At 67.0% G+C, this 24,702-nt stretch carries 18 protein-coding genes and 1 pseudogene; 10 read left to right on the forward strand and 9 right to left on the reverse strand.

Going from position 1 to position 24,702, the window contains the following annotated elements; all coding sequences use genetic code 11:
- Positions 1 to 13: 13 nt before the first annotated feature.
- The 3 genes from ACP694_RS14665 to ACP694_RS14675 all read left to right on the forward strand — a co-directional run bounded on the left by ACP694_RS14665 (position 14) and on the right by ACP694_RS14675 (position 5,540).
- Complete coding sequence (locus ACP694_RS14665) at positions 14 to 2,242, forward strand: DPP IV N-terminal domain-containing protein (protein ID WP_426013532.1); 2,229 nt, start codon at positions 14 to 16, stop codon at positions 2,240 to 2,242.
- Between the two features lie 818 nt (positions 2,243 to 3,060).
- A complete protein-coding gene (locus ACP694_RS14670) occupies positions 3,061 to 3,843 on the forward strand; it encodes an acyl-CoA thioesterase (RefSeq protein ID WP_426013534.1) in 783 nt (260 codons plus the stop codon).
- A 263-nt stretch (positions 3,844 to 4,106) separates the two neighbouring features.
- Complete coding sequence (locus ACP694_RS14675; RefSeq protein WP_426013795.1) at positions 4,107 to 5,540, forward strand: amidase; 1,434 nt, start codon at positions 4,107 to 4,109, stop codon at positions 5,538 to 5,540.
- Between the two features lie 125 nt (positions 5,541 to 5,665).
- Here the strand turns inward: ACP694_RS14675 and ACP694_RS14680 are convergent, their stop codons facing one another.
- The 4 genes from ACP694_RS14680 to ACP694_RS14695 are packed head-to-tail and all read right to left on the reverse strand — an operon-like array spanning position 5,666 to position 9,427.
- Complete coding sequence (locus ACP694_RS14680; RefSeq protein WP_426013535.1) at positions 5,666 to 5,833, reverse strand: hypothetical protein; 168 nt, start codon at positions 5,831 to 5,833, stop codon at positions 5,666 to 5,668.
- Complete coding sequence (locus tag ACP694_RS14685; protein ID WP_426013537.1) at positions 5,827 to 6,399, reverse strand: hypothetical protein; 573 nt, start codon at positions 6,397 to 6,399, stop codon at positions 5,827 to 5,829. Before ACP694_RS14685 ends, ACP694_RS14680 begins: the two co-directional genes overlap by 7 nt.
- Positions 6,396 to 7,907 (reverse strand): hypothetical protein, encoded by a 1,512-nt coding sequence (locus ACP694_RS14690; RefSeq protein WP_426013539.1) that lies wholly within the window; start codon positions 7,905 to 7,907, stop codon positions 6,396 to 6,398. The genes ACP694_RS14685 and ACP694_RS14690 overlap by 4 nt, the downstream gene beginning before the upstream one ends.
- Positions 7,904 to 9,427: a tetratricopeptide repeat protein gene (locus tag ACP694_RS14695; RefSeq protein ID WP_426013540.1), complete on the reverse strand. Its 1,524-nt coding sequence runs from the start codon at positions 9,425 to 9,427 to the stop codon at positions 7,904 to 7,906. The genes ACP694_RS14690 and ACP694_RS14695 overlap by 4 nt, the downstream gene beginning before the upstream one ends.
- A 220-nt stretch (positions 9,428 to 9,647) precedes the next feature.
- Here ACP694_RS14695 and ACP694_RS14700 point away from each other — a divergent pair, with 220 nt between their 5' ends.
- The gene (locus ACP694_RS14700; RefSeq protein ID WP_426013542.1) at positions 9,648 to 11,420 is read left to right on the forward strand and encodes a vWA domain-containing protein; all 1,773 of its coding nucleotides are present in this window, start codon (positions 9,648 to 9,650) and stop codon (positions 11,418 to 11,420) included.
- Here ACP694_RS14700 and ACP694_RS14705 read toward each other — a convergent pair.
- Positions 11,418 to 11,530, reverse strand: a pseudogene (locus ACP694_RS14705) (hypothetical protein); the annotation flags it as partial. The gene ACP694_RS14700 and the pseudogene ACP694_RS14705 overlap by 3 nt on opposite strands.
- A 4-nt stretch (positions 11,531 to 11,534) precedes the next feature.
- Positions 11,535 to 12,770 (reverse strand): acyl-CoA dehydrogenase family protein, encoded by a 1,236-nt coding sequence (locus ACP694_RS14710; protein ID WP_426013544.1) that lies wholly within the window; start codon positions 12,768 to 12,770, stop codon positions 11,535 to 11,537.
- On the opposite strand from ACP694_RS14710, the gene ACP694_RS14715 reads away from it, so the two are divergent.
- Positions 12,765 to 12,917, forward strand: a complete 153-nt coding sequence (locus tag ACP694_RS14715; protein ID WP_426013797.1) for a hypothetical protein — start codon at positions 12,765 to 12,767, stop codon at positions 12,915 to 12,917. The two genes, ACP694_RS14710 and ACP694_RS14715, sit on opposite strands and share 6 nt — an antisense overlap.
- A 2-nt stretch (positions 12,918 to 12,919) precedes the next feature.
- On the opposite strand, the gene ACP694_RS14720 is transcribed toward ACP694_RS14715, so the two are convergent.
- Positions 12,920 to 14,035 (reverse strand): acyl-CoA dehydrogenase family protein, encoded by a 1,116-nt coding sequence (locus ACP694_RS14720; RefSeq protein ID WP_426013545.1) that lies wholly within the window; start codon positions 14,033 to 14,035, stop codon positions 12,920 to 12,922.
- A 135-nt stretch (positions 14,036 to 14,170) separates the two neighbouring features.
- Between ACP694_RS14720 and ACP694_RS14725 the strand changes: the two genes are divergently transcribed.
- Positions 14,171 to 14,737 (forward strand): hypothetical protein, encoded by a 567-nt coding sequence (locus ACP694_RS14725; protein ID WP_426013547.1) that lies wholly within the window; start codon positions 14,171 to 14,173, stop codon positions 14,735 to 14,737.
- On the opposite strand, the gene ACP694_RS14730 is transcribed toward ACP694_RS14725, so the two are convergent.
- Together ACP694_RS14730 and ACP694_RS14735 are read right to left on the reverse strand one after the other, a co-directional pair.
- A complete protein-coding gene (locus ACP694_RS14730) occupies positions 14,734 to 15,660 on the reverse strand; it encodes a CPBP family intramembrane glutamic endopeptidase (protein ID WP_426013549.1) in 927 nt (308 codons plus the stop codon). The two genes, ACP694_RS14725 and ACP694_RS14730, sit on opposite strands and share 4 nt — an antisense overlap.
- A gap of 51 nt (positions 15,661 to 15,711) precedes the next feature.
- Entirely contained in the window at positions 15,712 to 16,272 is a 561-nt protein-coding gene (locus ACP694_RS14735) for a YkgJ family cysteine cluster protein (RefSeq protein ID WP_426013551.1), read from the reverse strand.
- 79 nt (positions 16,273 to 16,351) lie between these two features.
- On the opposite strand from ACP694_RS14735, the gene pepN reads away from it, so the two are divergent.
- The 4 genes from pepN (at position 16,352) to ACP694_RS14755 (ending at position 24,652) form a co-directional block, all read left to right on the forward strand.
- Positions 16,352 to 18,955 (forward strand): aminopeptidase N, encoded by a 2,604-nt coding sequence (pepN, locus tag ACP694_RS14740; protein ID WP_426013552.1) that lies wholly within the window; start codon positions 16,352 to 16,354, stop codon positions 18,953 to 18,955.
- Between the two features lie 174 nt (positions 18,956 to 19,129).
- On the forward strand, positions 19,130 to 21,664 hold the full coding sequence (locus ACP694_RS14745) for an ATP-binding protein (protein WP_426013554.1): 2,535 nt from the start codon (positions 19,130 to 19,132) through the stop codon (positions 21,662 to 21,664).
- Positions 21,665 to 21,680: 16 nt separating this feature from the next.
- Complete coding sequence (locus ACP694_RS14750) at positions 21,681 to 21,992, forward strand: low molecular weight protein tyrosine phosphatase family protein (protein WP_426013798.1); 312 nt, start codon at positions 21,681 to 21,683, stop codon at positions 21,990 to 21,992.
- Positions 21,993 to 22,234: 242 nt separating this feature from the next.
- Complete coding sequence (locus ACP694_RS14755) at positions 22,235 to 24,652, forward strand: TonB-dependent receptor (RefSeq protein WP_426013555.1); 2,418 nt, start codon at positions 22,235 to 22,237, stop codon at positions 24,650 to 24,652.
- The last annotated feature ends 50 nt before the right edge of the window (positions 24,653 to 24,702 follow it).

The raw sequence follows: 24,702 nt of genomic DNA on the forward strand, positions 1-24,702 counted from the left end.
AGCGTCCCACGCCATGATCAGACCCTCGCTCCTGGCCATCACGGCCGCCCTCGCCCTCTCCTCGCCGGTCCTGGCGCAAAACCTCACCCCCGAACGCGTTTTCGCCGATCCGGCCCTGTCGGGCCCCACCGCCAAGGGCGTAGCCCTGTCGCCGGACGGCAAGCGCGTCACCTATCTGAAGGGCAAGGCTGACGCGGCCAATGTCCAGGACCTGTGGGCGGCCGACGTGGCGGGCGGCGAGCCCTATCGCCTGATCGACTCGGCGGCCCTGTCCTCGGGCGCCAAGGCGCTGTCGGAAGCCGAGCTGGCCCGCCGCGAACGGGCCCGCGTCTCGGCCCGCGGCATCGTCGAATATAGCTGGGACAGCCAGGGCCGCTTCATCCTCGTGCCGCTGGACGGCGACCTCTATCTGGACAGCGTCGCAAACGGCAAGGTCAGCCGGCTGACCGAGACCCCCGGCGACGAAGTCGACGCCAAGGTCTCGCCCAAGGGCGGTTTCGTCTCCTATGTCCGCGACCAGAACCTCTACATCAAGCCGATCACCGGCGGCGCCGAGAAGGCCTTGACCGCTGGCGGCAAGGACGCTCTGTCGTTCGGCGTGGCCGAGTTCGTCGCTCAGGAGGAAATGGACCGTTTCACCGGCTACTGGTGGAACCCCAACGAAACGAGCATCGCCTATACCCGCGTCGATGAGAGCGGCGTCGATGTCGTGCCGCGCGCCGACATCGGTCCGGGCGGCGCCACGGTGGTCGAGCAGCGCTATCCGCGCGCCGGCCGTCCCAACGCCGTGGTCGACCTGTTCGTCCAGGACATGGCTTCGGGCAAGACCATCCAAATCGACCTGGGTTCGAACAAGGACATCTATCTGGCCCGAGTCGACTGGTCGGCCGACGGCAAGACTCTCTATGTCCAGCGCCAGGCCCGCGATCAGAAGACGCTCGAGCTGATCGCCTATGACCCCGCGACGGGCGTGGGCAAGACGATCCTGACCGAGACCGACGCCCACTGGCTGGAGCTGAACGACGATTTCAAGCCGTTGAAAGACGGAAGCTTCCTGTGGTCGTCGGAGAAGTCTGGCTACAAGCACCTCTATCACCACGCCGCCACCGGCAAGTTGATCGCCCAGGTCACCAAGGGCGACTGGCCCATGGCCGACCTGGAAGGCGTCGACGAGGCCCGCAAGGTGGCGATCTTCAGCGCCTCGATCGAGACGCCGCTGGAGCGCCGCATCTACGAAGTCTCCTACGGGAAGCCCCCCAGCGGAAAGAATGGCGCGCCCAAACCCCTGACCTCGGCCGGCGGCTGGTGGAGCGCCAAGGTCGCCCCCAACGGCGCCTTCGCCGGCAGCTATAGCGACATCAAGACCCCGCCCCAGACCGCGCTCTACGCGCCCGACGGCCAGCGCGTGCGCTGGATCGAGGAAAACAGGCTGGCCGAGGGCCATCCCTACTGGCCCTATGCCGCGACCCTGCCGGTTCCGGAATACGGCGTGCTGAAGGCCGCCGACGGCGAGGTGCTGCACTACGAAATCCTCAAGCCGATCGGCTTCGATCCGGCGAAGAAATACCCGGCCATCGTTTCGGTCTATGGCGGCCCACACGCCCAGACGGTGAACAAGGGTTGGCAGAGCGTGCGCGAGCGGCCCTATCTCGAAGACGGCTACGTCATCTTCAAGCTGGACAACCGCGGCAGCACCAACCGCTCCGCCAAGTTCAAGCGGGCGCTGGACCGCCGCATGGGGACGGTGGAGGTCGACGACCAGTTGGTGGGGGCCAAGTTCCTGCAGACCCTGGCCTATGTCGACGCCGGGAATCTGGGTGTCATGGGCTGGTCATACGGCGGGTTCATGACCCTGATGCTGATGACGGCGCCCGACACCCCGTTCAAGGCCGGCGCGGCTGGCGCCCCGCCCACGGCCTGGGGCCTGTACGACACCCACTATACCGAGCAGTTCATGGGCAAGCCGGACGAGAACAAGGACGGCTATGCCAAGTCCGACGCGCTCAATCGCCTGAAGAACCTCAAGCCCAACAGCTTGCTGCTGCTGCATGGCATGGCCGATGACAACGTGATCTTCGAGAACAGCACCCGCCTGATCGCGGCCCTGCAGAAGAACGCCACGCCGTTCGAGATGATGCTCTATCCCGGCGAGCGCCACAGCGCCCCCGGCAGCCGTACCAAGGGCCTGCACGTGCTGAAGACCCACCTGGACTTCTTCGATCGCCAGTTGAAGGGGAAGTAGTCGCCAAAAGAACATATCCTTCCCTCCCCTCGCGGGAGGGTGGCCCCGAAGGGGTCGGGTGGGGGGAGCTGGCCGCATGGAGCGCCGGGCGCCGGAGCCCCACCCGTCGGCTTCGCCGCCACCCTCCCCATAAGGGGAGGGACAAGAAACAAATCCATGCTCCCGTCTCCCGCCGTGTTTCCCAAGCAAAATCAACGCCTGAAAAAGACTTATCCTCCGTGACTCCCGGCGCCCGTATCCTTCTCTCACCTCGTCGCGAGGAAAGGGCGCATGGCCAGCGACCGATGCGGCGGCGGGGGGCGATCGAGCGGGACTGGGCTGAAGGGGGTTACTTCAGCGTGTCCGGGGACTCCCATCGTTGGGGAGCCCGCCCGCCGTCGGCGTCAGCTGGGGAATCGGCGTGCGTGTCTTCTGGATCCGCGTCCCCCGGCGCCGGCCCTCGTCGGAAACGGCGAACCGGTCATCCGGCTAGGCCTTAACAGGGCCGCCTACCGGACGCGGACGGATAACGATGGCGCGGAGCGATCGGCTTCGTCGAAACGGTATACACTAGAAAACACTCCGGACGATGTCCGGCGCTCCGCGACCCTTTCCACCTCTTCAGCGGCCGTCCGCGTGAAGTCCTCCCCCCGTGGCGGAGATGTCGGCGAAGCCGACGGAGGGGGGCGTGATCGGACGCCGGCCAGTCCCGCGATCTTCGATCTGAAAACTCCCCCACCGGTCGCTGCGCGACCCCCTCCCCCACGGGGGGAGGACTGTCCGTTTGACTTCCGTAGCGAAAGAAGACGAACCTTGGCCGCGAACCAAAAGGACCCGCCGTGACCATCTATACCGACCTGATCGCCGCCCTCGCCCCGACCGACACCGGCTTCACCGCCCAGGTCACCCCCGACTGGCAGCAGGGCCGCACCACCTATGGCGGGCTGTCGGCGGCGCTGTGCCTGGAGGCGGCGTTGAAGGCCGCGCCGGACGCTCCGCCCCTGCGTTCGGGCCAGTTCGCCTTCGTCGGACCGGCGGCGGGCGAGTTGGCGATCAGCACGCAAGTGCTGCGGCGCGGCAAGTCGACCCTGTTCATGGGCGTCGACCTGTTCGGCGAGCAGGGCCTGGCCACCCGCGCCATCCTGACCTTCGGCGCGGCGCGGGACTCGCGGCTGAGCCATCTCGATCTGCCCATGCCAGCCGCCGCGCCGCTGGCCGACGCTCCGGACTTCTTCCCCAGCGGGGCAGGTCCCAACTTCACCCAGCAATTCGAGTTCAGGCTGGCGGGCGGCACGCGGATCGGCACGCCCGGCGCGCCGGATTTCCTGGTCTGGATCCGCCACAAGGACCCCGCCGCCCGGTCGCTGGCCGCCCTGGTCGCTTTGGCCGACGCCCTGCCCCCGCCGGCCATCACGCTCTTTCCCGAACGCGCCCCGATCTCGACCATGACCTGGTCGCTGGACGTGCTGGCCGAGCCCTCGGCGGACGACGACGGCTGGCGCCTGATGAAAAGCCGGGCGGACACGGTGCTGGACGGCTACTCCGCCCAGGACATGGCGGTCTGGGACGCGGCCGGAACGCCATTGATCGTTGCGCGCCAGTCCGTGGCGGTGTTCATCTGATTCCCCACACTCCGTTCCTCCCGGCGAAAGCCGGGATGAACGGAATTAAGGGACAGAATTGAGTGGGAGACCGCGTGATCCGAAAGAGCTTGTTGATTGGCGCCGCGACCGTCTGCGTTGTGGCCTTACCGTGCCAGCCGGCGCTGGCGGATCCGGCGAAGGCCAAGGTCGCGTCCAAGGCCCCTCAGGTCGAGGAGGTCATCACCGCCTATCGCCCCCAAGGCCCGCCGCCGGCCAGCCAACTCTGGGCGGTCCCTGAGTTAATGACCTCCGAAGCGGCAACCGCGCAGCGCCTGGGCTGGATCCGATCGCTCAACCCGAAGCTCCACGCCGTGATCGCCCTGAACCCCCACGCCCTGGCCGACGCCCGGGCGCTGGACGCCGAGCGCAAGGCCGGCAAGGTCCGGGGGCCGCTGCACGGCGTGCCGATCCTGCTGAAGGACAACATCGAAACCGCCGACGAAATGCCTACCACCGCCGGTTCCTTGGCGCTGAAGGACAACGTCAACGGCCGCGACGCCCCGCTGGTCAAGCGCTTGCGTGACGCCGGCATGGTGATCCTGGGCAAGACCAACCTGTCGGAATGGGCCAATATCCGCTCCGACCATTCGATCAGCGGTTGGAGCGCGGTGGGCGGTACGGTGCGCAACCCCTATGTGCTGGACCGCAGCGCCTGCGGCTCGTCCAGCGGTTCAGGCGCCGCGGTGGCGGCCGGCCTGGCCCCGGCGGCGATCGGCACCGAGACCGACGGCTCGATCACCTGCCCCGCCGCTATCAACGGCCTGGTCGGCCTGAAACCCACCGTCGGCCTGGTGTCGCGCACCCACATCGTGCCGATCAGCCACAGCCAGGACACCGCCGGCCCGATGACCCGCACGGTCATGGACGCGGCCCTGATCCTCACCGCCATCGCCGGCTCCGACCCCGCCGACGTGGCGACAAAGGAGGCCGACGCCCACAAGACCGACTACGCCAAGGGCCTGGACAAGGACGCGCTGAAGGGCGTGACCCTGGCTGTCGCCCGGTTCTATACCGGCTCCTCGCCGGGCACCGACGCGGTATTCGAACAGGCCTTGAAGGACCTCAAGGCCCAGGGCGCGACCCTGGTCGAGGTCAAGGATTTCGACGAGGCCCCGATCGGCAAGGCCGAGGGCGTGGTGCTCTATACCGAGCTGAAGGTCGATCTGAACGCCTACCTGGCCTCGACCGATCCGACCAAGGTCAAGACCCGCACCCTGGCCGACCTGATCGCCTTCAACGCCGCCACCCCCAAGGAGATGGAGTGGTTCGGCCAGGAAACCTTCGAGAAGGCTCAGGCCACCAAGGGCTATGACGATCCTGAATACAAGAAGGCCCTGGCAGACTCCAAGCGCATGGCCGGTCCCGAGGGCATCGACAAGATCTTGAAGGACACCGGCGCCATCGCCATCGTCGCCCCGACCACCGGTCCGGCCTGGACCATCGACCCGCTGAACGGCGACCATTATGGCGGCTCGTCCACCACCCTGCCCGCCGTGGCCGGCTATCCGCACCTGACCGTGCCGATGGGCGCGGTCGGCGGCCTGCCGGTGGGGCTGAGCTTCATCGGCCCGGCCTGGAGCGAGGCGCGATTGCTGGGACTGGGCTACGCCTACGAACAGGCGACCCACCGCCGGATCGAACCGAAGTTCCTGCCGACCGTGGCGCCGGAGAAATAAGTCCTCCCTCTGTGGGGGAGGTGTCGGCGAAGCCGACGGAGGGGGGAGTGATCGGGGGTCAACCGAAAGCCTGATCTATCGATCTTAAACCTCCCCCACCGATCCCACGGGGGGAGGACCGGCGCCTACACCTTCGGCCGGATGACATCGACCGGCGGTGGCGGCGGCGTTACCTGGTAGGCGTCCGGCGAGACCGGCGGCGGTGGGCCACCGGACGGGTAATAGGGATAGCGCGGCGCGCAGGCGGCCAGCGCCAGCAGCAGACCGCCGAGCAGGAGCGCCGTCCTCAGCATCCCGAACGCCCGCCGTCGCGGGGATCGGGACGCGGACCAGAGGCCAGGCTACCGTTCGGGCTGAGGCCCAGTCCGTCGCGGAAGCAGCGATTGTCGGCGCGAGGATCCCAGTACTGGGTCGAGCCGTCCGGCGCCCGGAACGACCAGCGTTCGCCCGTCCGGCCTGTGCGGCCGCTGACATTTATGTCGCCAGGGCCGTCGGAGCTGACGCGATAGGAGTCGCCCGACAGCTTGTCGACCGCGCAGGTCTCGGTTACGCCGGCCCGGCTGAGGTCGCCACGCATCGCCGCCGACGAGCCCGTCTCGCGGTTGAAGGCGCTGACCTCGGTCTGGCCTTTTCCCCCCACAAACACCTGGGTGCCCGTGGCGCGGTCATAGGTCATGACGTCGGGCGCCTCGCCGGTCAGCGGCGCGCCGCACGGCGTGGGGCGGCGGCTTGGCGGGCCATTGGAAGGTCCATAGCCGCCGGGAACGCCATAGGCTCCGGACTGTTGCTGGGCCCAGGCGCCGGTCGAGGCGGTGGACGCGATCAGGGCGGCCAACAGGCCGGTGGCAAGCTTGCTCATCGCGAGGCTCCTCCTCTAGGCGCCTTGGCCGGACACGCGACCTGGACAGCCAGACCGGACGGAGACGAAACATAGCAAGGCGGCGGATAGGGTTGGGGCGAACCAGGACCGGCGGGGCCGCCGGCGGCGGCCGAGGCGTCCTGCAAGTCAAGCGACCGGCCGGCCAAGTACGCGTCACCCGGCAGGGTCGGCATGGCGGCGGTGGCGGTCAGGGCGGCGACCGGCCAATAGTTGTCGAAATCGACCCGGGCCCGGTCGCGCGGGGTACGGAACAGCTCCGGCCCCTCGAACCAAGGCTCGCAGGTCAGCTTGCCGTCGAAATAGCCGGTGATCAGCGCCTCGCAGCCGCCCGGCTTGGCGTAGACGCGGTTGTCGCGAGCCCGTACCTGGGCGCCGTTGTCGGCGAACAGGCCGGCGCGCATGACGCCGGCGATGGCGTTGTCGGACGCGTAGACCGTGCCCGAACCGGCATAGATGCCGACATCGGTGGCCTCGAGCTTACCTTCCAACACCCGCAGGTCGGCGTTCTCCAGCACGATGGCCCAGTCGCTGTCGCGCACTACAGGACGCAGCAGGGTCGTCTCGTCGCCGCCGCCCACATAGACGCCGCGCGAGAAGCCGTCGACATACAGGCCCTCGATCTGCACCAGCTGCGAGCGGTTCATGCCAGCCAGCACGAAGCCGGCCGAACTTCGACTACGACTCGAGCCGGTCCAGTCGCCCAGGCGAATGACCCGGAAATCGCGGATGCGGCTGTCCTCGCTGGCCTCGAACGCCGCGCCGATGGCAGTGGCGGCGACCTCGACATTTTCGGCCATGATCGCGCCGGTGGCCTTGACCACTGCCTGGCGCGTGCGGCCGATGACCGTGACATTGGCCAGCTCCAGCCGGCTTTCGCCGAGGTCCAGCGCCGAGGCGTCGCCTTCATAGCGGATGACAACGTTCTTCAAGGCCAGTTCGGTGGCCCGGCCGCTGATGCAGGAGGACGAACCGGCGCGCAGCGCCTCGATGCTCAGTCCCTCGATGACGACATATTGCACGCCGGCGGCGATGCGGATGCAGGGTTGCCCAGGGGGCGTGACCAGAACCGGCCGGCCGCGCATCGGCGCCGGTCCGTCGAAGATGATGTTCACGGCCCGCGTGACGTTCAGTGAATCAACACAGGCCCGGCCGTTGCGTGACCGCAGGGTCAGGGTGTCGCCTTCATAGAGATGGTCGAGCACGTCGCTGACCTCGCCCGGATAGGCGCGGTCGCAATCCACCGAGGTACGATAGCGGCCCCGCGAGTCGCCGTAGCCGTAGCCCGTGCCATAGCGTGGTTTCTTCTTGCGATAGTGCTTGACCCGGCAGCCGTCCGACAGGTTGGGTTCGAGCAGCAGGCCAAAGCATGGACGGATCTGCTGGTCGATCTTGGCGTCGGGCGAGCCGGCCAGGGCGGGCTGCGGCGTCACGCCGACGATCAAACAGAGAACCGCCAGGGCCGCGATGAGCTGGCGAAAGCGGGTCATCGATAGTCCCTTTCGATATAGGGCCGTTGGCCGTCGGGCTGGCCGCGATCGCCGGCGGCGCGCGGCGGCCGTGAGACCTGCGACAGCAGTTGCTGCAGACGCCAGACCGAGGGCTTGAAGCCGGCCAAGGCGCCGTCCAGCTGATAGACCACGGCCTTGGCCCGGTCCTGGTCGGCCACGCCCTGCAGGCCTAGCGAGAAGAAGGTGGACATGGCGTACTTGGCCTCAGGGGATCCCTGGCGCTCGGCCTCCTCGTACCAGTGATAGGCCCGGGCATAGTCACGCGGCACGCCGACGCCCTCGGAGTACATCACCGCCAGCACCAGTTGGGCCTTGGACGAGCCATTGGTCGCCGCGTACTGCACCGCCCGCACCTTCTCGATCCCGGTCAGGCGGCCGGTGATCGGCCGGCCGATCATCGCCTGGAAGGTCTGGGCGGCGTTGAGGCTGAGCAGGCGCTCGTCGAGGATGGGCGCCGGGATGACCCGCAGATAGGCCAGGGCCTCGCCGATGTGCACGAAGGGCAGTTCGGGCAGCCGCGCCAGGGCCGCCTCCTTGGCGTCGCCCGAGGGGTCGCTTTCGTCGGAGTGTGGCACGCCGGAGTCCGGCGAATCGGGCGGGTAGAACTCGTAAGGCGGGATCCAGCGCTTGGCCTTGGTCTCGACGAAGCCGCCGTAGGACGCGCGCTGCGGCGAGGACCGTTCGAAATCCTTGAGCATCACATAGGCCGACACGTCACCGGTCTGGACGGCCAGATAGTTGTAGAGATAGGCGTCCACGTCGTTGCGTCGGAACAGATCCAGGGCTGCGGCCGCACCGCTGCGCTTGGGCGTTCCGTAGGCCTCGACGGCCTGGAGGTTGTCGGAGGGCTCGCCGAACGGTCCGAAGAAGCCGTCATGCATCCGCGCCAGCACCCGGTAGCCGTCGGCGCCCTGGGTGGAAAGAATGTAGATGACGCGGTTGCGGACCTTCTCGCGTTCCTCGGTCGACATCCGCGACAGCAGGCGATCGAGCGCGCCATAGGCGGCGTGGCGCTCGAAGGCCCTACAGTCGTCGAATCGCGACAGTGCGCCACCGCCGTTCTGGCCGCGGCGCTCGTAGGCGGCGATCGGCGAATAGCCGCCGGCGTTGGAGAGGGCCATGGCGTACCACACCGCCGCCTCGACCTGATCCTCGAGATTCTTGTCGACCGCGCGCTGTCCCTCATAGCGCCGGGCCAGTTCCAACTGGGCAAAGAAGTCGCCGTGGAAACCGCCCTGGCGCAGGGCGCGGATTTCCTGCTGTTGCTGATTGAACTGGCCAGAAACCCCTTGCGCCGCTTGTGGACGCGGGCAGGCGCTGGCGCGCTTGTGAAACCAGAAGGACGGGCCGGTGTCGCAGCCGACCAGCGGGATCACCACCGCCGCCACCACGGCCGTGACCGGCAGGCGGCGGATCAGGGTGACCCGGTTATCGACCACATAGGCCAACGCTCTTCGGAGCGCCACGAGATGAGAAACAGCATTGCTGGTCTCGCGCATCGCTCCCCCTCAGCACGTCGTTAACCATAAAATCCGAAATCACTCATGTGCCTGGGGGCAAACCCTGTCAAGCTCGCGGAACGCTGTTCTGAGCCTCATCACGAGACTGCTCACAGAAGGATTCTCGTCTCAGGTGAATCCCTAGGTTTTTAGTCAAGGCCCAGCTTTGGCCACAAGCCGGGAAGCACCATGGTCTGCAACCTCGGGAGGTTTTCAGATCATGGCGTCATGCATCGCTCGCGTCCTCGGCTCCACGGCGCTTTCGCTGCTAATCGCGGCGAGCGCCAGCGGCCCCAGCCTGGCCCGGCCTGACGTCGCCGATGGCGCGGTGACGCCCGAGGCCTGCGCGGCGCTGGGGTACGCTTCGCCGGCCAACGATCACGAAAGCGTCACTGTGACTGCGACGCGCGCGCGCCCGACGGGAGCCGAGACGGCAGCGCCCCTGCGGCCGATCTCGCCGGCTCGTCGCGCCGAATCGAAGTTTCCGCCCCCTCCTCCGCCTCCGCCTCCCCAGGCCTCCTACAGCGTCGCGGCGCCATCCGTGACGCCGCCGTCCCCAGGCTACATGGCGCAGTATCGCGACACCGAGAAATACCCCGGCGCCGTCGCCAATCCGGTGAAGCGCACCGCCGAAGAGCCGGTCTCGACCTTCTCGATCGATGTCGACACCGCCGCCTACGCCAATGTGCGGCGGTTCCTCAACGAGGCCGCCGCTCCGCCCAACGACGCTGTGCGGGTCGAGGAACTGATCAACTATTTCGACTACGGCTATGCCCGGCCCTCCGCCAAGGACGCGCCGTTCAAGCCGACCGTCGTGGTCGTGCCCTCGCCCTGGTCGAAGGACCGCCAGCTGTTGCACATCGGCGTCCAGGGCTACACCACCCCCCACGCCGACCAACCCCCATTGAACCTGGTGTTCCTGATCGACACCTCGGGTTCGATGTCGTCGCCCGACCGCCTGCCCCTGGCCAAGAAGGCGCTGAATGTCCTGATCGACCAGCTGCGGCCGCAGGACCGGGTTTCGATGGTGGCCTATGCCGGCTCTGCCGGCGCGGTGCTGTCGCCGACCGATGGCCGTACGAAGCTGAAGATGCGCTGCGCCCTGACCGCCCTGAACTCCGGCGGCTCCACCGCCGGCGGCCAGGGGCTGGAACTGGCCTACGCCCTGGCCAAACAGAACATGGATCCAGATGCGGTCAATCGGGTGATCCTGATGACCGACGGCGACTTCAATGTCGGCGTCAGTGATCCGTCGCGCCTGAAGGACTTCGTCGCCGACCAACGCAAGAGCGGCGTCTACCTGTCGGTCTACGGCTTTGGCCGCGGCAACTATAACGACACGATGATGCAGGCCCTGGCCCAGAACGGCAACGGAACCGCCGCCTATGTCGATGGCTTGCAGGAGGCGAGCAAGCTGCTGCGCGACGACTTCGACAGCGCCCTTTTCCCGATCGCCGACGACGTAAAAATTCAGGTCGAGTTCAATCCGGCCAAGGTCGCCGAATATCGACTGATCGGCTACGAGACCCGGCTGCTCAATCGCGAGGACTTCAACAATGACCAGGTCGACGCTGGCGAAGTCGGTTCAGGCGCGGCGGTGACGGCGATCTACGAGATCACACCCGTCGGCGCGCGGCCGTCGTCCGACCCGCTGCGCTATCGCGGCAAGGCGCCGGTCAAGAGCGGCGGCGACGAGCTGGCGTTCCTGAAGATTCGCTACAAGCCGCCGGGGGGCTCGACCTCGAAGCTGATCGAGCGGCCGATCGGAGCCGGCGACGTGCGCGCCAGCCTGGCCGCCGCGCCGGAGGCGACCCGCTTCGCCGTGGCGGTCGCCGCCTATGGACAGAAGCTGCGGGGTGATCCGTGGGTGGAGGACCGTTTCGGCTGGGATGACGTCACGGCCCTGGCCCAGGGCGCGCGGGGCGATGATCCCTACGGCCTGCGGGCGGAGTTCGTGCAGCTGACGCGGGCGGCGAAGGGCGTGAAGGGCTAGGCGCTCTGCGTCCTTCGAGGCCCGCTGCGCGGGCGCCTCAGGATGAGGAACGCTCTGCTGATTTCCTCATCCTGAGGTGCGAGGCAAAGCCGAAGCCTCGAAGGACGCACATAGCTACCGCCCCGTCGGCATGTCCTTGAACGCCACGTCCTTGTCCACGCGCACGTCGCCCGGCAGGCCCAGCACCCGCTCGGCGATGATGTTCTTGAGGATCTCGTCGGTGCCGCCGGCGATGCGCAAGCCCGGCGCCCACATCAGGCTGGCCTGGAAGGCCGCCTCCATGGGGGCAAGGGACGGATCGGTGAGGATGCCGTATTCGCCCTGGGCCTCGACAGCGGTATTGGCCATTTCCTGCATCTGGTTGGCGGCGATGATCTTGCCGATCGAACTTTCCGGGCCCGGCGTCTGGCCGCGCGACAGGGCGGTCATGGTGCGAAAGCGAGTATATTTCAGGCCTTGCGAGTTGACATACCAATCGGCCAGCTTCTCCCGGAAGGCGTTGTCCTTCAGCGCCGGACCGCTGGGACCGGACAGGCCGCGGGCCAGTTCCATCACTTGGCGGTAGTCGGGCCCGCTGGAGCCGCCGACCGCCAGGCGCTCGTTCATCAGGGTGACCAGGGCGACCTTCCAGCCGTCGCCGACCGCGCCCAGCCGCTGGCTGTCCTTGACGCGCAGGTCGGTGAAATAGACCTCGTTGAATTCGCGGCCGCCCGACATCTGGTGGATCGGCCGGCACGCGACGGCGGCGTCGCGCATGTCGATCCAGAACATGGTCAGGCCCTTGTGCTTGGGCACGTCGGGATCGGTGCGGACCAGGACGATGCCGTAGTCGCAGTAGTGAGCGCCGGTGGTCCAGACCTTCTGGCCGTTGATCACCCAGTCGCCATCAGGATCTGGGCCGTCCTGGACGGCCCGTGTCCGCAGGGCCGCGACGTCGGAGCCGCCGGCCGGTTCGGAGAACAGCTGGCACCAGATCTCCTCGCCCTTCACGGCCGGGGAGACAAAGCGCTGCTTGGTCTCGTCGTTGGCGAAGGCCATGACCGTGGGCACGCACATGCCCAGGCCTATGGTGAAATAGCCGTAGGAAACGCCCGCCTTGGCCTCTTCCTGGCCGAAGATCACCGACTGGATCGGCGTGCCGCCGCCCCCGCCGACCCCCGCGGGCCAGGTAATGCAGGCATAGCCGGCGGCGGCTTTACGGGCCTGCCAGGCCTTGCCGGCCGCCATGTGCTCGGGCGTGGTCGGCTTGGGCTCGCCGTGCTCGGCGCGATGCGCGGCGGCGGCCTCGACCAGCCAGGCGCGAGCCGTCTCGCGATAGGCGATTTCTTCGGGGGAGTCGTTGAAATCCATCTTGGTTCTCCTTGCCTTCTCCCCTTGCGGGAGAAGGTGTCGGCCAGCGGCCGACGGATGAGGGGTCGAAAGGCCTGTCCGGAGAGGTCTGAGAGACCCCTAACCCGGCCCTGCGGGCCACCCTCTCCCGCAAGGGGAGAGGGATAGCGTCAGGCGGCGTTCTTCTTTTCCAATTCAGAAACCAGCCGCTCTTTCCAGAGCTTGGGCGAGCCGGCGACCAGCGCGAGTTGCCGCGAGCGGCGGTAATAGAGGTGGCAGTCGACATCCCAGGTGAAGCCCATGCCGCCATGCACCTGGACGCTTTCCTTGCTGGCGAACCAGAAGGCGTCGGAGGCGGCGATGCGCGCGGCGGCTGCGGCGGTCGGCAATTCCGGCGCGTCGACGTCTAGGGCCCAGGCCCCATAATAGGCGTTGGAGCGAGCGACCTCGTTCTTGACGTACATGTCGGCCATCTTGTGCTTCATCGCCTGGTAGCCGGCGATCACGCGGCCGAAGGCGTAGCGTCCCAGCGCATATTCGCGGGCCATTTCCAGGCAGCGATCAGCGCCGCCCAGTTGCTCGAAGGCTAGCAGCACGGCGGCGCGGTCGAGGATGGCCTGGAGCAGTTCGAAGCCCCGTCCGGACTCGCCAAGACGGTCGGCGGTGGCGCCGTCGAAGGTCAGGCGAGCCACACCCCGTGTCGGATCCAGGCTCTCCAGGGTCTCGACCTTGACGCCGCCAGCCCGCAAGTCGACCAGGAACAGGCCGGGCCTGCCGCTCTCGGCCGCCAGCACGATGGCGATGTCGGCCGCGTCGCCGTCGGTAACCGGGATCTTGACGCCCGACAGCTTGCCGCCCTCGACCTTGGCCGACAGGCTGGACGGGGTGACCGCGCCCGGTCCTTCCGACACCGCCAGGCAGCCGATCAGTTCACCAACGGCGATGCGCGGCAAGATGGCGGCCTTCTGGGCGGCCGTGCCGTACGCCATCACGGCCTCAGCCAACACATAGACCGTCGAGGCGAAGGGAATGGGCGCGACGGCGCGGCCCAGTTCCTCGGCGATGGCGCACAGCTCGACCCGCCCTAGGCCCAGGCCATTGTAGTCTTCCGGAATGGCCGCACCGAGCCAGCCCTGCTCAGCCACGGCGGTCCATAGCCCCGCATCATAGCTCTTGGCCGGATCGTCCAACACGCCGCGCACCACCGAGGGCGCGCAACGGGCGGCGAGGAACTTGCGCGCCTCGTCCTTGAGGAACTTCTGGTCGTCGGAATAGTCGAAATCCACTTGGACTTCCTCCTTGGGTCGCTCTGGCGGCGGCGTCGAGACACGATGGACCGCCTTGGCCTCGAGGGAAAGATTGACCTCGCGTCAAGGATTTCACGTTCTTATGGCGGCCTCGAAACGAGTGAGAGCGCGTGCGTGGCCAAGACCGTCTTTCAGCGGAACCAGAAGGTGTGGGTCGAGAGCGTTGGCGCGTGGGCGACGATCGAGAAGATCGTTCCCATCTGGGCCAAGGGTTTCGACGAACCGGTGCGCGTCACCTACGACGTCGGACTGAACCGCGAGTTCCAGGCCCATGAGCTGAAACCCGAAGACCGCATCGGCGAGGACGGCGGCGTCGCGCTCGCCAACTGGCGCATCCTGCGGGCCCGCAACAAGTGGCAGCAGGAAAGCGACTGCCTGCACCACCCCTATCCCGGGACCTATCCCGTGGTGGTGACCGACGCCAATGACTGGGGCGGCTGGCGCACCCCCGGAGCCGAGTACGATCGCGATCCGCGTAAGATGGAGTTCCAGGCGCGACTGATCGCCGCCGCGCCCCAACTGCACGCCTTGGCCCGCCAGTTGATTGAACTGGCCGCCGATCATCCGGAGGACGCGCCACCGGCCTTGGTGGCCATCGCCCAGCGCGCCGCCGCCATCGAACGGGCCCTGCACGAGGTGCCCGCCGCCGACGCGTCGGTGACCATCCTCGAGGCCAGTTAGCCGGCCTCGATCTGCGCCACCGAAGGCTCGTCCGGAGTCGCTTTGAAATTGCCCTTCTTCCAGGCCCAGTAGAGCACCAGGATCGCTACGCCGGTGCCCACGACCATGGCCGGGACGGACGCCTCGGGCCCGAAGCCGCCGCCGCTCAGCCATTCCGGCGCCCCGGCCTTGGGGGTGCTGAAATACAGGCTCTCCTTGACCTCGATGCCTGACACCCGCGCGCCCCAGATCCAGCCCTGGGCGAAGTTCCAGGCCGCATGGACGCCCACCGACATCCAGATTCGGCCCGTCAGCATGTAGAAGGCCGCCAGCATCAGGCCCGCCTCGATGCTGATGGCGAAGGCGGCCGTCGGCGTGGCGTTGTCGTTGCCCAGGTGCATCAGCCCAAACAGGGCGGCTGAGATGGCCAAGGCCCACCAGGCGCCGAACGCGCGCATCAGCAGGCGCAGGATGATGGCGCGGAAGACCAGCTCTTCCATGGAGCCCGAGAAGATGGCGACAGTGATCATGCCCCAGGCCGACGCGGCGCGCGGTCCGGTGACGTCATAGAGTCCAAAGCCGACCAGCAGCCCAACCACCACGGTCATCATCGCCGCGCCAAGCAGCAGGCCGATCGCCAGCTCCGACAAGGCGGGTCGCAGAGCCAACTCCGAGGGCCACCGCGCTTCGGCCAAGCGCATCACGCCAGCGTAGAGACCATAGCCCGCCGCGCAGATGGCGAGAGTCGCCAGGGCGATCAGCGGCTCGTGCCCGTTGAACCAGACGCCCGGCAGGATCGTGGCCGCCGCGTCGATCAACATGAACGCGACGAACAGCAACACCCCCCAACCCAGGCATCGCAGCCACCGCAGGGGCCCCGGATGCACGAACCGGCGCGAGCCCAGGTCAAGGCCGGCGCTTGGCGCCGTATCGATCAGCGACATTGAATCAGACCCCAGAACAAGCACCGACCTTTGGCGGGATCACGCTTGGCTTCAAGTGACGAACGGTTCAGGTCGCGTTGCGTCGGCCAGTGGCGGCCAGTCCATGCCCGAGCCCGGGCGACGCAGGCGGCTGTGCGAGCTGAATTCCACCGCCGGGCGCGTGACGCCCAGGTCGATCTCGCCGCCGTTCGGCCCAAGCCGCCAACAACGGCGTCCGACCCAGATCAGCACTTCCAGCCCGTCCGCCGCCCCGGCGCTGGCCCAGCCGCGCAAGGTCGCCTCGAACGGTGCGCGCCGCCAAGCCGTGGGCTTGGTCGGGTCGAGCTCGACATGGATCGTGCGGCCGCCCTTGCCGGCGTGCAGGACAAAACCGCTACGGTCTGGCCGCCACGTCTCGTCCAGGCGCTGATCGAGCAGCCAGTCGCAGGCGAAGTCCGCGCAGCCTTGCGGGCGGCCCTCATAGACGCAGCAGCCCTTGCCACGCTTGTAATAGCGGCACCAGACTTGCGGCGCCTTCTCCAACTCGCGCACGCCGATCAGCTTGCAGCACTGGCCGCACTCGCCGCATTCCCGCCCGGTCATCGACGCCCCCTGTGGACCCAGCGGGGTCATGGCGCGGAACTCGCGACAATTCTGCAATCGGGTCAAGTGCGCCCTCGCCCCGACACATCTCCTTGCCTACATTGGCCGGATGCGCACCGACACGCCCCAGCCCGTCCAGCTTTCGGACTATCGCCCCTTCCCGTTCACGATCGAGACCACCGATCTCGAGTTCCTGCTGAATCCCGAGGCGACGCGGATCAGGGCGACCCTGACGATCAAACGCAGCGGCGCGCCCGGCGAGCCCCTGTTCCTGAACGGCGAACGCCTGAAGCTGATCTCGGTGGCCATCGACGGCCAGGCCCTCGGCGCGAACGCATACGCCCTAGACGGCGAGGGCTTGACGATCCACGCCGTGCCAGACGCCTTCGTCCTGACCACCGAGGTCGAGATCAACCCGTCGGCCAACAAGGCGCTGATGGGCCTCTACATGTCCGGCGGCCGGTTCTGCACCCAGTGCGAGGCTGAAGGTTTCCGGACCATCACCTTCTTCCCCGACCGGCCCGACGTGCTGAGCCGCTACACGGTGCGGATCGAGGCGGACGTGGCGTTCCCCTACCTGCTCAGCAACGGCAATCTGTGGGAAGGCGGCGAACTGGACTCCACGGTGGAAGGCGGCCGCCACTACGCCGTCTGGAACGACCCCTTCCCCAAGCCGGCCTATCTGTTCGCCCTGGTGGCGGGCCAACTGGACGTGCTGGAAGATAGCTTCGTCACCATGACCGGCCGGACGGTGGCGCTGAAAGTATTTGTCGATCCTGGCATGGCGCCGCGCGCCGCCTATGCGATGGACAGCCTCAAGCGCTCGATGAAGTGGGACGAAGAGGCGTTCGGCCGCGAATACGACCTGGACCTGTTCATGATCGTCGCCGTGCGCGACTTCAATTTCGGGGCGATGGAGAACAAGGGGCTGAACATCTTCAACAGCTCCCTGCTGCTGGCTGCCCCCGAGACCGCCACCGACATGGATTACGAGCGCATCGAAAGCGTCGTGGCCCACGAATATTTCCATAACTGGACCGGCAACCGCATCACTTGCCGCGACTGGTTCCAGCTGTGCCTCAAGGAAGGCCTGACCGTCTTCCGCGACCAGAGCTTCAGCGCCGACATGCGCGGCGAGGCCGTGCAGCGGATCAAGGACGTCAAGGCCCTGCGCGCCCGGCAGTTCGCCGAGGACGCCGGTCCACTGGCCCACCCGGTCCGGCCGTCCAGCTACATGAAGATCGACAACTTCTACACCGCGACGATCTATGAAAAGGGCTCCGAACTCATCCGGATGCTCAAGACGATCCTGGGCGCCGAGACTTTCCGTAAAAGCCTGGACCTCTATTTCGACCGCCATGATGGCGAGGCCACCACGGTCGAGGCCTTCATCGCCTGTTTCGCCGACGCCTCGGGCCGCGACATGGGCGACTTCTTCGCCTGGTACGAGCAGGCCGGCACCCCAGCGGTATCGCTGACCCACGTCTATGACGAGGCCACCCAGGCGCTGGAGATCACCCTTACCCAGGTCACCGCCCCGACCAGCGGTCAGCCCACTAAGCAGGCTCTGCCGATCCCGGTGACCATCGGCCTGCTCGACAGCGAGGGCGAAAGTCTGCGCGATAGCGAGGTGGTGCTACTGGACACGCCGACCAAGACCGTGCGCTGGGAGGGCGTCGCCAGCACCCCGGTGATCTCGGCCCTGCGCGGCTTTTCGGCGCCAGTGAACCTGACCGTGGACACGCGCTCGGTCAATCGCTACGTGCAGTTTGCCGCCGATCCCGACCTGTTCAACCGCTGGGAGTCCGGTCAGACCCTGGCCCGCGAACTGATCCTCGGCCGCGCCGCCGGGGCCCCCGACGAGGTTGGCGAGGAACGCTATGCCGACGCGCTGGGCAAGGCTCTGATCGACGAGGCCTCCGATCCGGCCTTCAAGGCCCTGCTGCTGACCCTGCCCAGCGAAGGCGACCTCAGCCTGGCCGTCGATCCGGTCGATCCCGCCGCGATCCACGCCGCGCGTGGTCACCTGAAGACGGTCATGGCCGTCCATCTAGGCGACCTGCTGCGACGTCTGCACGGTGATCTGCAGAGCGGCGGCGAGTTCTCGGCCGACGCCAAGGCGGCCGGAAAGCGCGCGCTGCGTAACGGCTGCTGCGACCTGCTGGCGGCCGATCCGCACGCGGTCAATGTCGAGCGCATCGTCGGTCATTTCGAAAGCGCCGCCAACATGACCGACACCATGGGCGCTATCTCAGCCCTGATGACGGTCGGCGGCGAGCCGGCCGAGAAGGCCCTGGCCGACTTCCACGCCCAATGGCGCGACGAGCCGCTGGTGCTTGACAAGTGGTTCTCGGTCCAAGCGCGCGACCCTGGCGACGGTGCGATCGGCCGCATCCTGGCTCTGACGGCGCACCCCGATTTCGACGCCGGCAATCCAAACCGCATGCGGGCCCTGGTCCAGGGATTTTCGAGCGGCAACCCAGCCCAGTTCCACGACGCCAGCGGCGCGGGCTATCGTTTCCTGGCCGACCAGATCCTGGGGGTTGATGGCTTCAACCCCACGACCGCCGCGCGGTTGGTCGAACCGCTGGGCGCTTGGCGACGCTACGTGCCGGCCCTGGGCTTGCTGATGCGGGAACAGCTAGAGCGCATCTGCGGTCATGTCGGCCTGTCAAAGAACGTGTTGGAACTGGTGTCCCGCGCTCTGAATTGACGGCTTGCGGTGCAGCTTGAGCCGAGCGTGGCGCGATTCTCAGCGCCACGGGTTGCGACTAAAAGGCTCATGCGACGCCAAAACCGCCGTTCGTCGGTGACGCATCGGTCGCGGGTGCGGTAGATTCACCATGTCGGCGAAGTGACTCGCCGGGGCTGGCGGGAGCATCGGGCGTTGGAGCGTGGTGGGGCGAGGACCGGGAGGTTGGCGGGAGCCAGTCTGTCGGCGGCGGGCGCGGCCCGTCAGCGCGCCGCGCAATCGCCTTCGCAGGCCTATGTGCGGGTGGCGATCCTTGCCGCCCTGTTGCTGCTGGCCGTCTACACCGCCTTTGGCGTCAACCGCCTCAAGCAGGAAGCCAGTATTCCACCCGGCGGCGCGCCGCTGGCCGCCCAGGCCAAGCTGGTGGCTGGCGCCGTCGAAACCAATCTCGCCGCTCAGCGCGCCGGCTTGTCGGCCGCCGCCGATTTGCTGCAGCGTGACCCTAGCGCTCCCATGGACGCGGCCGAGACCGCTCTGCGCGCCGCCGGCGGCGAGGCCATGGCAGTGGCGGTGGTCGGCTCCACCGCCCCCCTGGCGGTTGCCGGTCGCGACCCGTCAGCCGACTGGATGGTCGCCGCCCGCGCCGCCGCTGCATCGGGCCGTAATGTCTGGATCGGCGCGCCGACCTCCGGCAGGCTCTATGTGGCCGTCGCGACGCCCGTCGGGGGCGGGCGCGGCTTCGTAATCGCCTCCAGCGATCCTTCGCGCCTGATCGCCGCCCCCCCCAAGGGCGCGGCCAGCGCCCTGATGCTGGCCGACGGCCGGATCTTGGCCTCCTCCGGCCGACCCATCCAGGGCGCCGCCAACTTGCGCGAGGCCTTCTCCCTATCGGTCGAGGACGTCAGCGACAGCGCCTCCGCCCTGCGCGGCCAGTCCGCCGATGGCCAGGCGCTGGATGTCGCGGTGCAGCCTCTGGCCCAAGGCGCTCTGTTGGCCGCCGCCAGCGCTCAATCGCGCACCGTGGCCAATGTTGATCGCCAGGTGATGCAAGGCGCGTTCTCGCTGCTGGCCCCGCTGGCCGTTGGCATCGCTTTGGCCCTGATGTTGATGCTGCAGAGCCGCCGGGTCGAGACCGCGCAGAAGGAGTTTGTCGACAGCGAGCAGCGCTTCCGCCTCGCCGTGGAAGCCGCCCGCTGCGGCATTTGGGAATGGGAGCTGGGCGCCGACCAGGTGTTCATGTCCGACGTCACCGGCGCGATGTTCGGCTGGGGCGGCGGCGGCGTGGTGGGCGGACAGGAGCTGCTGGACCGCGTGTCGGTCGACCATCGCGACAAGCTTCGCCAGGCCCTCGCCAATGCCGCCATGTACGGCGCCTTCGACGTATCGTTCCGGGTGCCGGGTCGCGACGGAGGTCGCTCGATCTGGGTCGACGCCCGCGGCCAGGGCTTTGGCAAGCCCGGCGAGGACGGCTATTCGCGGATCATCGGCGTGGCGCTCGATGTCACCGAGGAGCGTCTGGCCCAGGCCCGTGCTCAAGCCGCCGAGAACCGCCTGCGCGACGCCATTGAGAGCGTGTCTGAAGCCTTCGTGCTGTGGGACCGCCAGGGCCGGCTGCTGATGTGCAACCGTAACTATCGCAACGTCTTCAACCTCGAGCCCAAGCTGCTCAAGCCTGGGGCCCCGCGCAGCGAGGTCAACCGCTTCGCCGCCCTGGCCATCAAGCACGACCAACCCGCCCCGGACGGCGCCAAGGGCGTGCGCGAGGCCGAGCTGAACGACGGCCGCTGGATACAGATCAGCGAGCGCCGCACGGCTGAAGGCGGCCTGGTGATGACCGCCGCCGACATCACCGCCATCAAGAACCAGGAAGAAGCCCGCCGCCTGAATGAGGAGCAGCTCCAATACGCCGTGACAGGCCTTGAGCGCAGCCAGGAGCAGCTGGCCGAGCTGGCCCGCAAGTACGAGATGGAGAAGGTCAAGGCCGAGGGCGCCAACAAGGCCAAGAGCGAGTTCCTGGCCAATATGAGCCACGAGTTGCGGACGCCGCTGAACGCCATCAACGGCTTCTCCGAGATCATGATGAACGAGATGTTCGGCAAGCTCGGCGACGCCCGTTACAAGGGCTACAGCCTCGATATCCACAATTCCGGCCAGCATCTGCTGGCCCTGATCAACGACATCCTCGACATGTCGAAGATCGAGGCCGGCAAGATGAACCTGAAATTTGAGCCGCTGAGCCTGGAGGACGTCACCGAGGACGCCGTGCGCCTGGTGCGCAATCGCGCCGAGGCCGCCGGCCTGCAGCTGGAGATCGACTTCCCGGCCCTCCCCGAGGTCGAGGCCGACTACCGCGCGGTCAAGCAGGTGCTGCTAAACCTGCTGTCCAACGCCATCAAGTTCACGCCCCGCGCCGGCCGTGTCACCGTACGGGCCGAGATGCGCCGTGATCCGCTGGGCGAGCGCGTCCGCGTCTCCGTTATCGACACCGGCATTGGTATCGCCGCCGAGGATCTGGCCCGCCTGGCCAAGCCGTTCGAGCAGGTCGAGAGCCAACACGCCAAGACCACCCAAGGTACTGGCCTGGGCCTGGCCCTGACCAAGTCGCTGGTCGAGATGCACGACGGCTCGCTGGAAATGACCAGCGCCCCGGGCGAGGGCACCACGGTCAGCTTCGTGCTGCCGATCAACCAGGGCGGTCTGTCGTCCCTGCGCGACTTCGCGGCGGCGTGATCCGGGCTTGAAGAAGGTGCTGTTCGTCTGCAGCCAGAACAAGCTGCGCAGCCCCACGGCCGAGCAGGTGTTCTCGACCTGGCCGGACCTGGAAGTCGATTCGGCCGGCACCAATAATGACGCCGAAAACCCACTGACGGGTGAGCTGGCGGCCTGGGCGGACGTGATCTTCGTGATGGAGCAAGCCCATCGCAACAAGCTGGCCAAGCGCTTCAAGCGCCAGCTGAAGGCGTGGCTGGTTTGCCTCGATATTCCAGATGACTACGCCTTCATGGATTCCGCGCTGGTGAGCTTGCTGCGGGCCAGGGTCGCACCCTACCTGCGCTGAGCGTTATCGCATTCGTCGCCAGCGTCAATGAGCTAACTCTCGAGCGGCGCAACGGCTATTCCTGGTCCAATGCCAGCCCGAAAAAGGCGCTTGAGGCCTATGCCACCTGGAAAAAGGCCCATTCTGCGGCGAGGTGAAGCTCCGTCACAAACCCTTGGCCAAATTCACGCCGAAGTGTCGCAACCTTCGCCTAACACCCCCTCCAACACGCGTCCGCAATCGGACGACTCTGGAGGGGTTCCATGTCCAAGATTTTCAATCGGAAAGCGCTGCTGGCCGCCTGCGCGTTGGGTACGTTAACGCTGGTTACCGCCGCCAACGCCGCCGAAACCGCAGCAACCGCGCCGGCCGCGGAGCCCAACGACATCAACGCCGTCGAGCAGGTGCTGGTCACCAGCCTATCGACCACCCGCTCGGCCGTGCAGCTATCTGGTTCGGAAATGCAGAAGATCCTGCCAGGCCTGTCGCCAATGAAAGCCATCCAGACCCTGCCGGGGGTGATGTATGTCACCGCCGATCCCTGGGGCAACAACGAGCAGAACACCTCGTTGTTCATCCATGGATTCAACGGTCAACAGTTGGGCTACACGCTCGACGGCGTGCCGCTGGGCGACCAGAGCTACGGCAACTACAACGGCCTGTCGCCGCAGCGCGCGGTGATTAGCGAAGTGGTCGGCAAGGTCATCCTGTCGTCAGGCGCCGGCGCGCTGGGCACCGCCTCGACCAGCAACCTGGGCGGCGCGATCGAGACCTTCAGCAACGACCCGCGCGCCGAATTCGGCGGACAGTTCAACCAGACGCTGGGCAGCTACGACACCAGCCGCACCTTCGTGCGCCTCGACACGGGCGCGTTCGGCGGGAACAACAGCCTCTATCTCGCCTACGCCCATCAGAAAGCTCGCGCCTGGGACTTCAACGGCAAGCAGGGCGGCGACCAGGCCAACCTGAAATACGTGAACGACGGCGAGCACGGCAAGCTGACCTTCTACCTGTCCTATTCGGACAAGATCGAACCGAACGAGGACGGCACCACCCGCTATTTCCCCAGTCGCGCAAATCGGCCGACGGACGCCTACCAGCCCTATACCCGCCCGTTCCTTTATCCGGACTTCGCCGCCGCCCTGGCTTATCTGGACGCAGCCGGCAACTATCCCGCTTCGCAGGGCGACAACTATCGCAACTATTTCAGCGCCGCCCAGCGCAAAGACTATCTCACCTACATCAAGTATGACGCCAAGCTGAGCGACAACGTCACCTGGTCGAACCAAGTCTACTATCATGACGACCACGGCCGCGGCATCGTCGCCGGCCCGATCCGGGTGGCGGGCCTGCCGAACCTGTTCAACTTCTACTTCCCGGGCCAAGACCTGAAGAAGGTGTTTGGTAATTCGGGTTTCGCCACCCGCACCACCGAGTACCAGATCGACCGCGTGGGCAGCATCTCGACCCTGAACGCCACGTTCGGCGAGCACCAGATCGAGGCCGGGTTCTGGTACGAGCACAACAAGTCGTCGGCCTATCGCCGCTGGTACCCGTTCGACGTCAACCATCCGACCTCGCCCTATGACGTGCCCACCGGCTGGCTGATCACCCAGTACGGCAGCGAGATCGACAACAAGGTCTACCAGTTCCACGTCCAGGATCAGTGGCGCATCCGCGAGAACCTGGTGTTGCAGGGCGGCTTCAAGAGCAGCGTGCAGGACGCGACCGGCGCGGTGGCGGTGCAGCCCATCGTCGGTTCGCTGGTCAACTCGATCGGCCTGCCGGTCGGCAACATCAAGACCAAGGAATGGTTCCTGCCCCAGATCGGCGCGGTGTGGACCGCTTCGACGGGCGACGAGTTGTTCGTCAACATCCAGAAGAACCTGCGCCACTTCCAGACCTATGGTGGTGGCGGCCTGTCGCCGTTCAGCCTGGGCAGCCAGGCGGCGTTCGACCAGTTCAAGAAGAGCGCCGACCCGGAGACCGCCTGGACCTACGAGGCCGGCCTACGGGGCAAGCGCGAGATCGCGTTCGGCCCGTTCACCGCGATCGACGGCCAAGTGAGCGTTTATCACACCGACTTCAGCAACCGCCTGCTGGGCGTGGCCCCTTCGGCGGCCGCGATTTCGATCATCGGCGGCGCGGCGATCGTCCAGAACGTGGGCAGCGTCAAGACCGACGGCGTCGACGTGGCCGCCACCCTGCACATCGGCGAACACTTCTCGTTCTACAACGCGCTTTCGTACAACCGCTCGGTCTATCAGGACGACTACACCAGCGGCTCGACCACGATTGGCGGCGTCATCACCCCGACCGTCGTGCACATCGCCGACAAGAAGGTGCCCGGCAGCCCCGAATGGCTAAACAAGTTCGTGGCCACCGGCAATTTCGGCAATTTTGAAATCCAGGTGATCGGCGACTTCGTCGGCGACCGCTTCGCCACTTACACCAACGACCTGAAGGTCAACAGCTACATGCTGTACAGCCTGCAGGTCAGCTATGACTTTGAGACCCCGGCCAGCTGGCCGGTGAAGGGCCTGAAGCTGAGCGGCAACGTCACCAACCTGACCGACGAGGAGGGCGACCTGAACGTCACCGTCTCGCAACCGGCTGGCAGCTACAGCACCTTCCCCATCCCGCCGATCCAGGGTTTCGTCACCCTGTCCACGCGGTTCTAGAGACGGGCGACTCGCCGCCTTTTCTTCTCCCCTTTCCGGGGCGAGTCACG

Source organism: Caulobacter sp. DWR2-3-1b2 (genome assembly GCF_049896345.1).
In the GTDB taxonomy this organism is placed as follows: domain Bacteria; phylum Pseudomonadota; class Alphaproteobacteria; order Caulobacterales; family Caulobacteraceae; genus Caulobacter.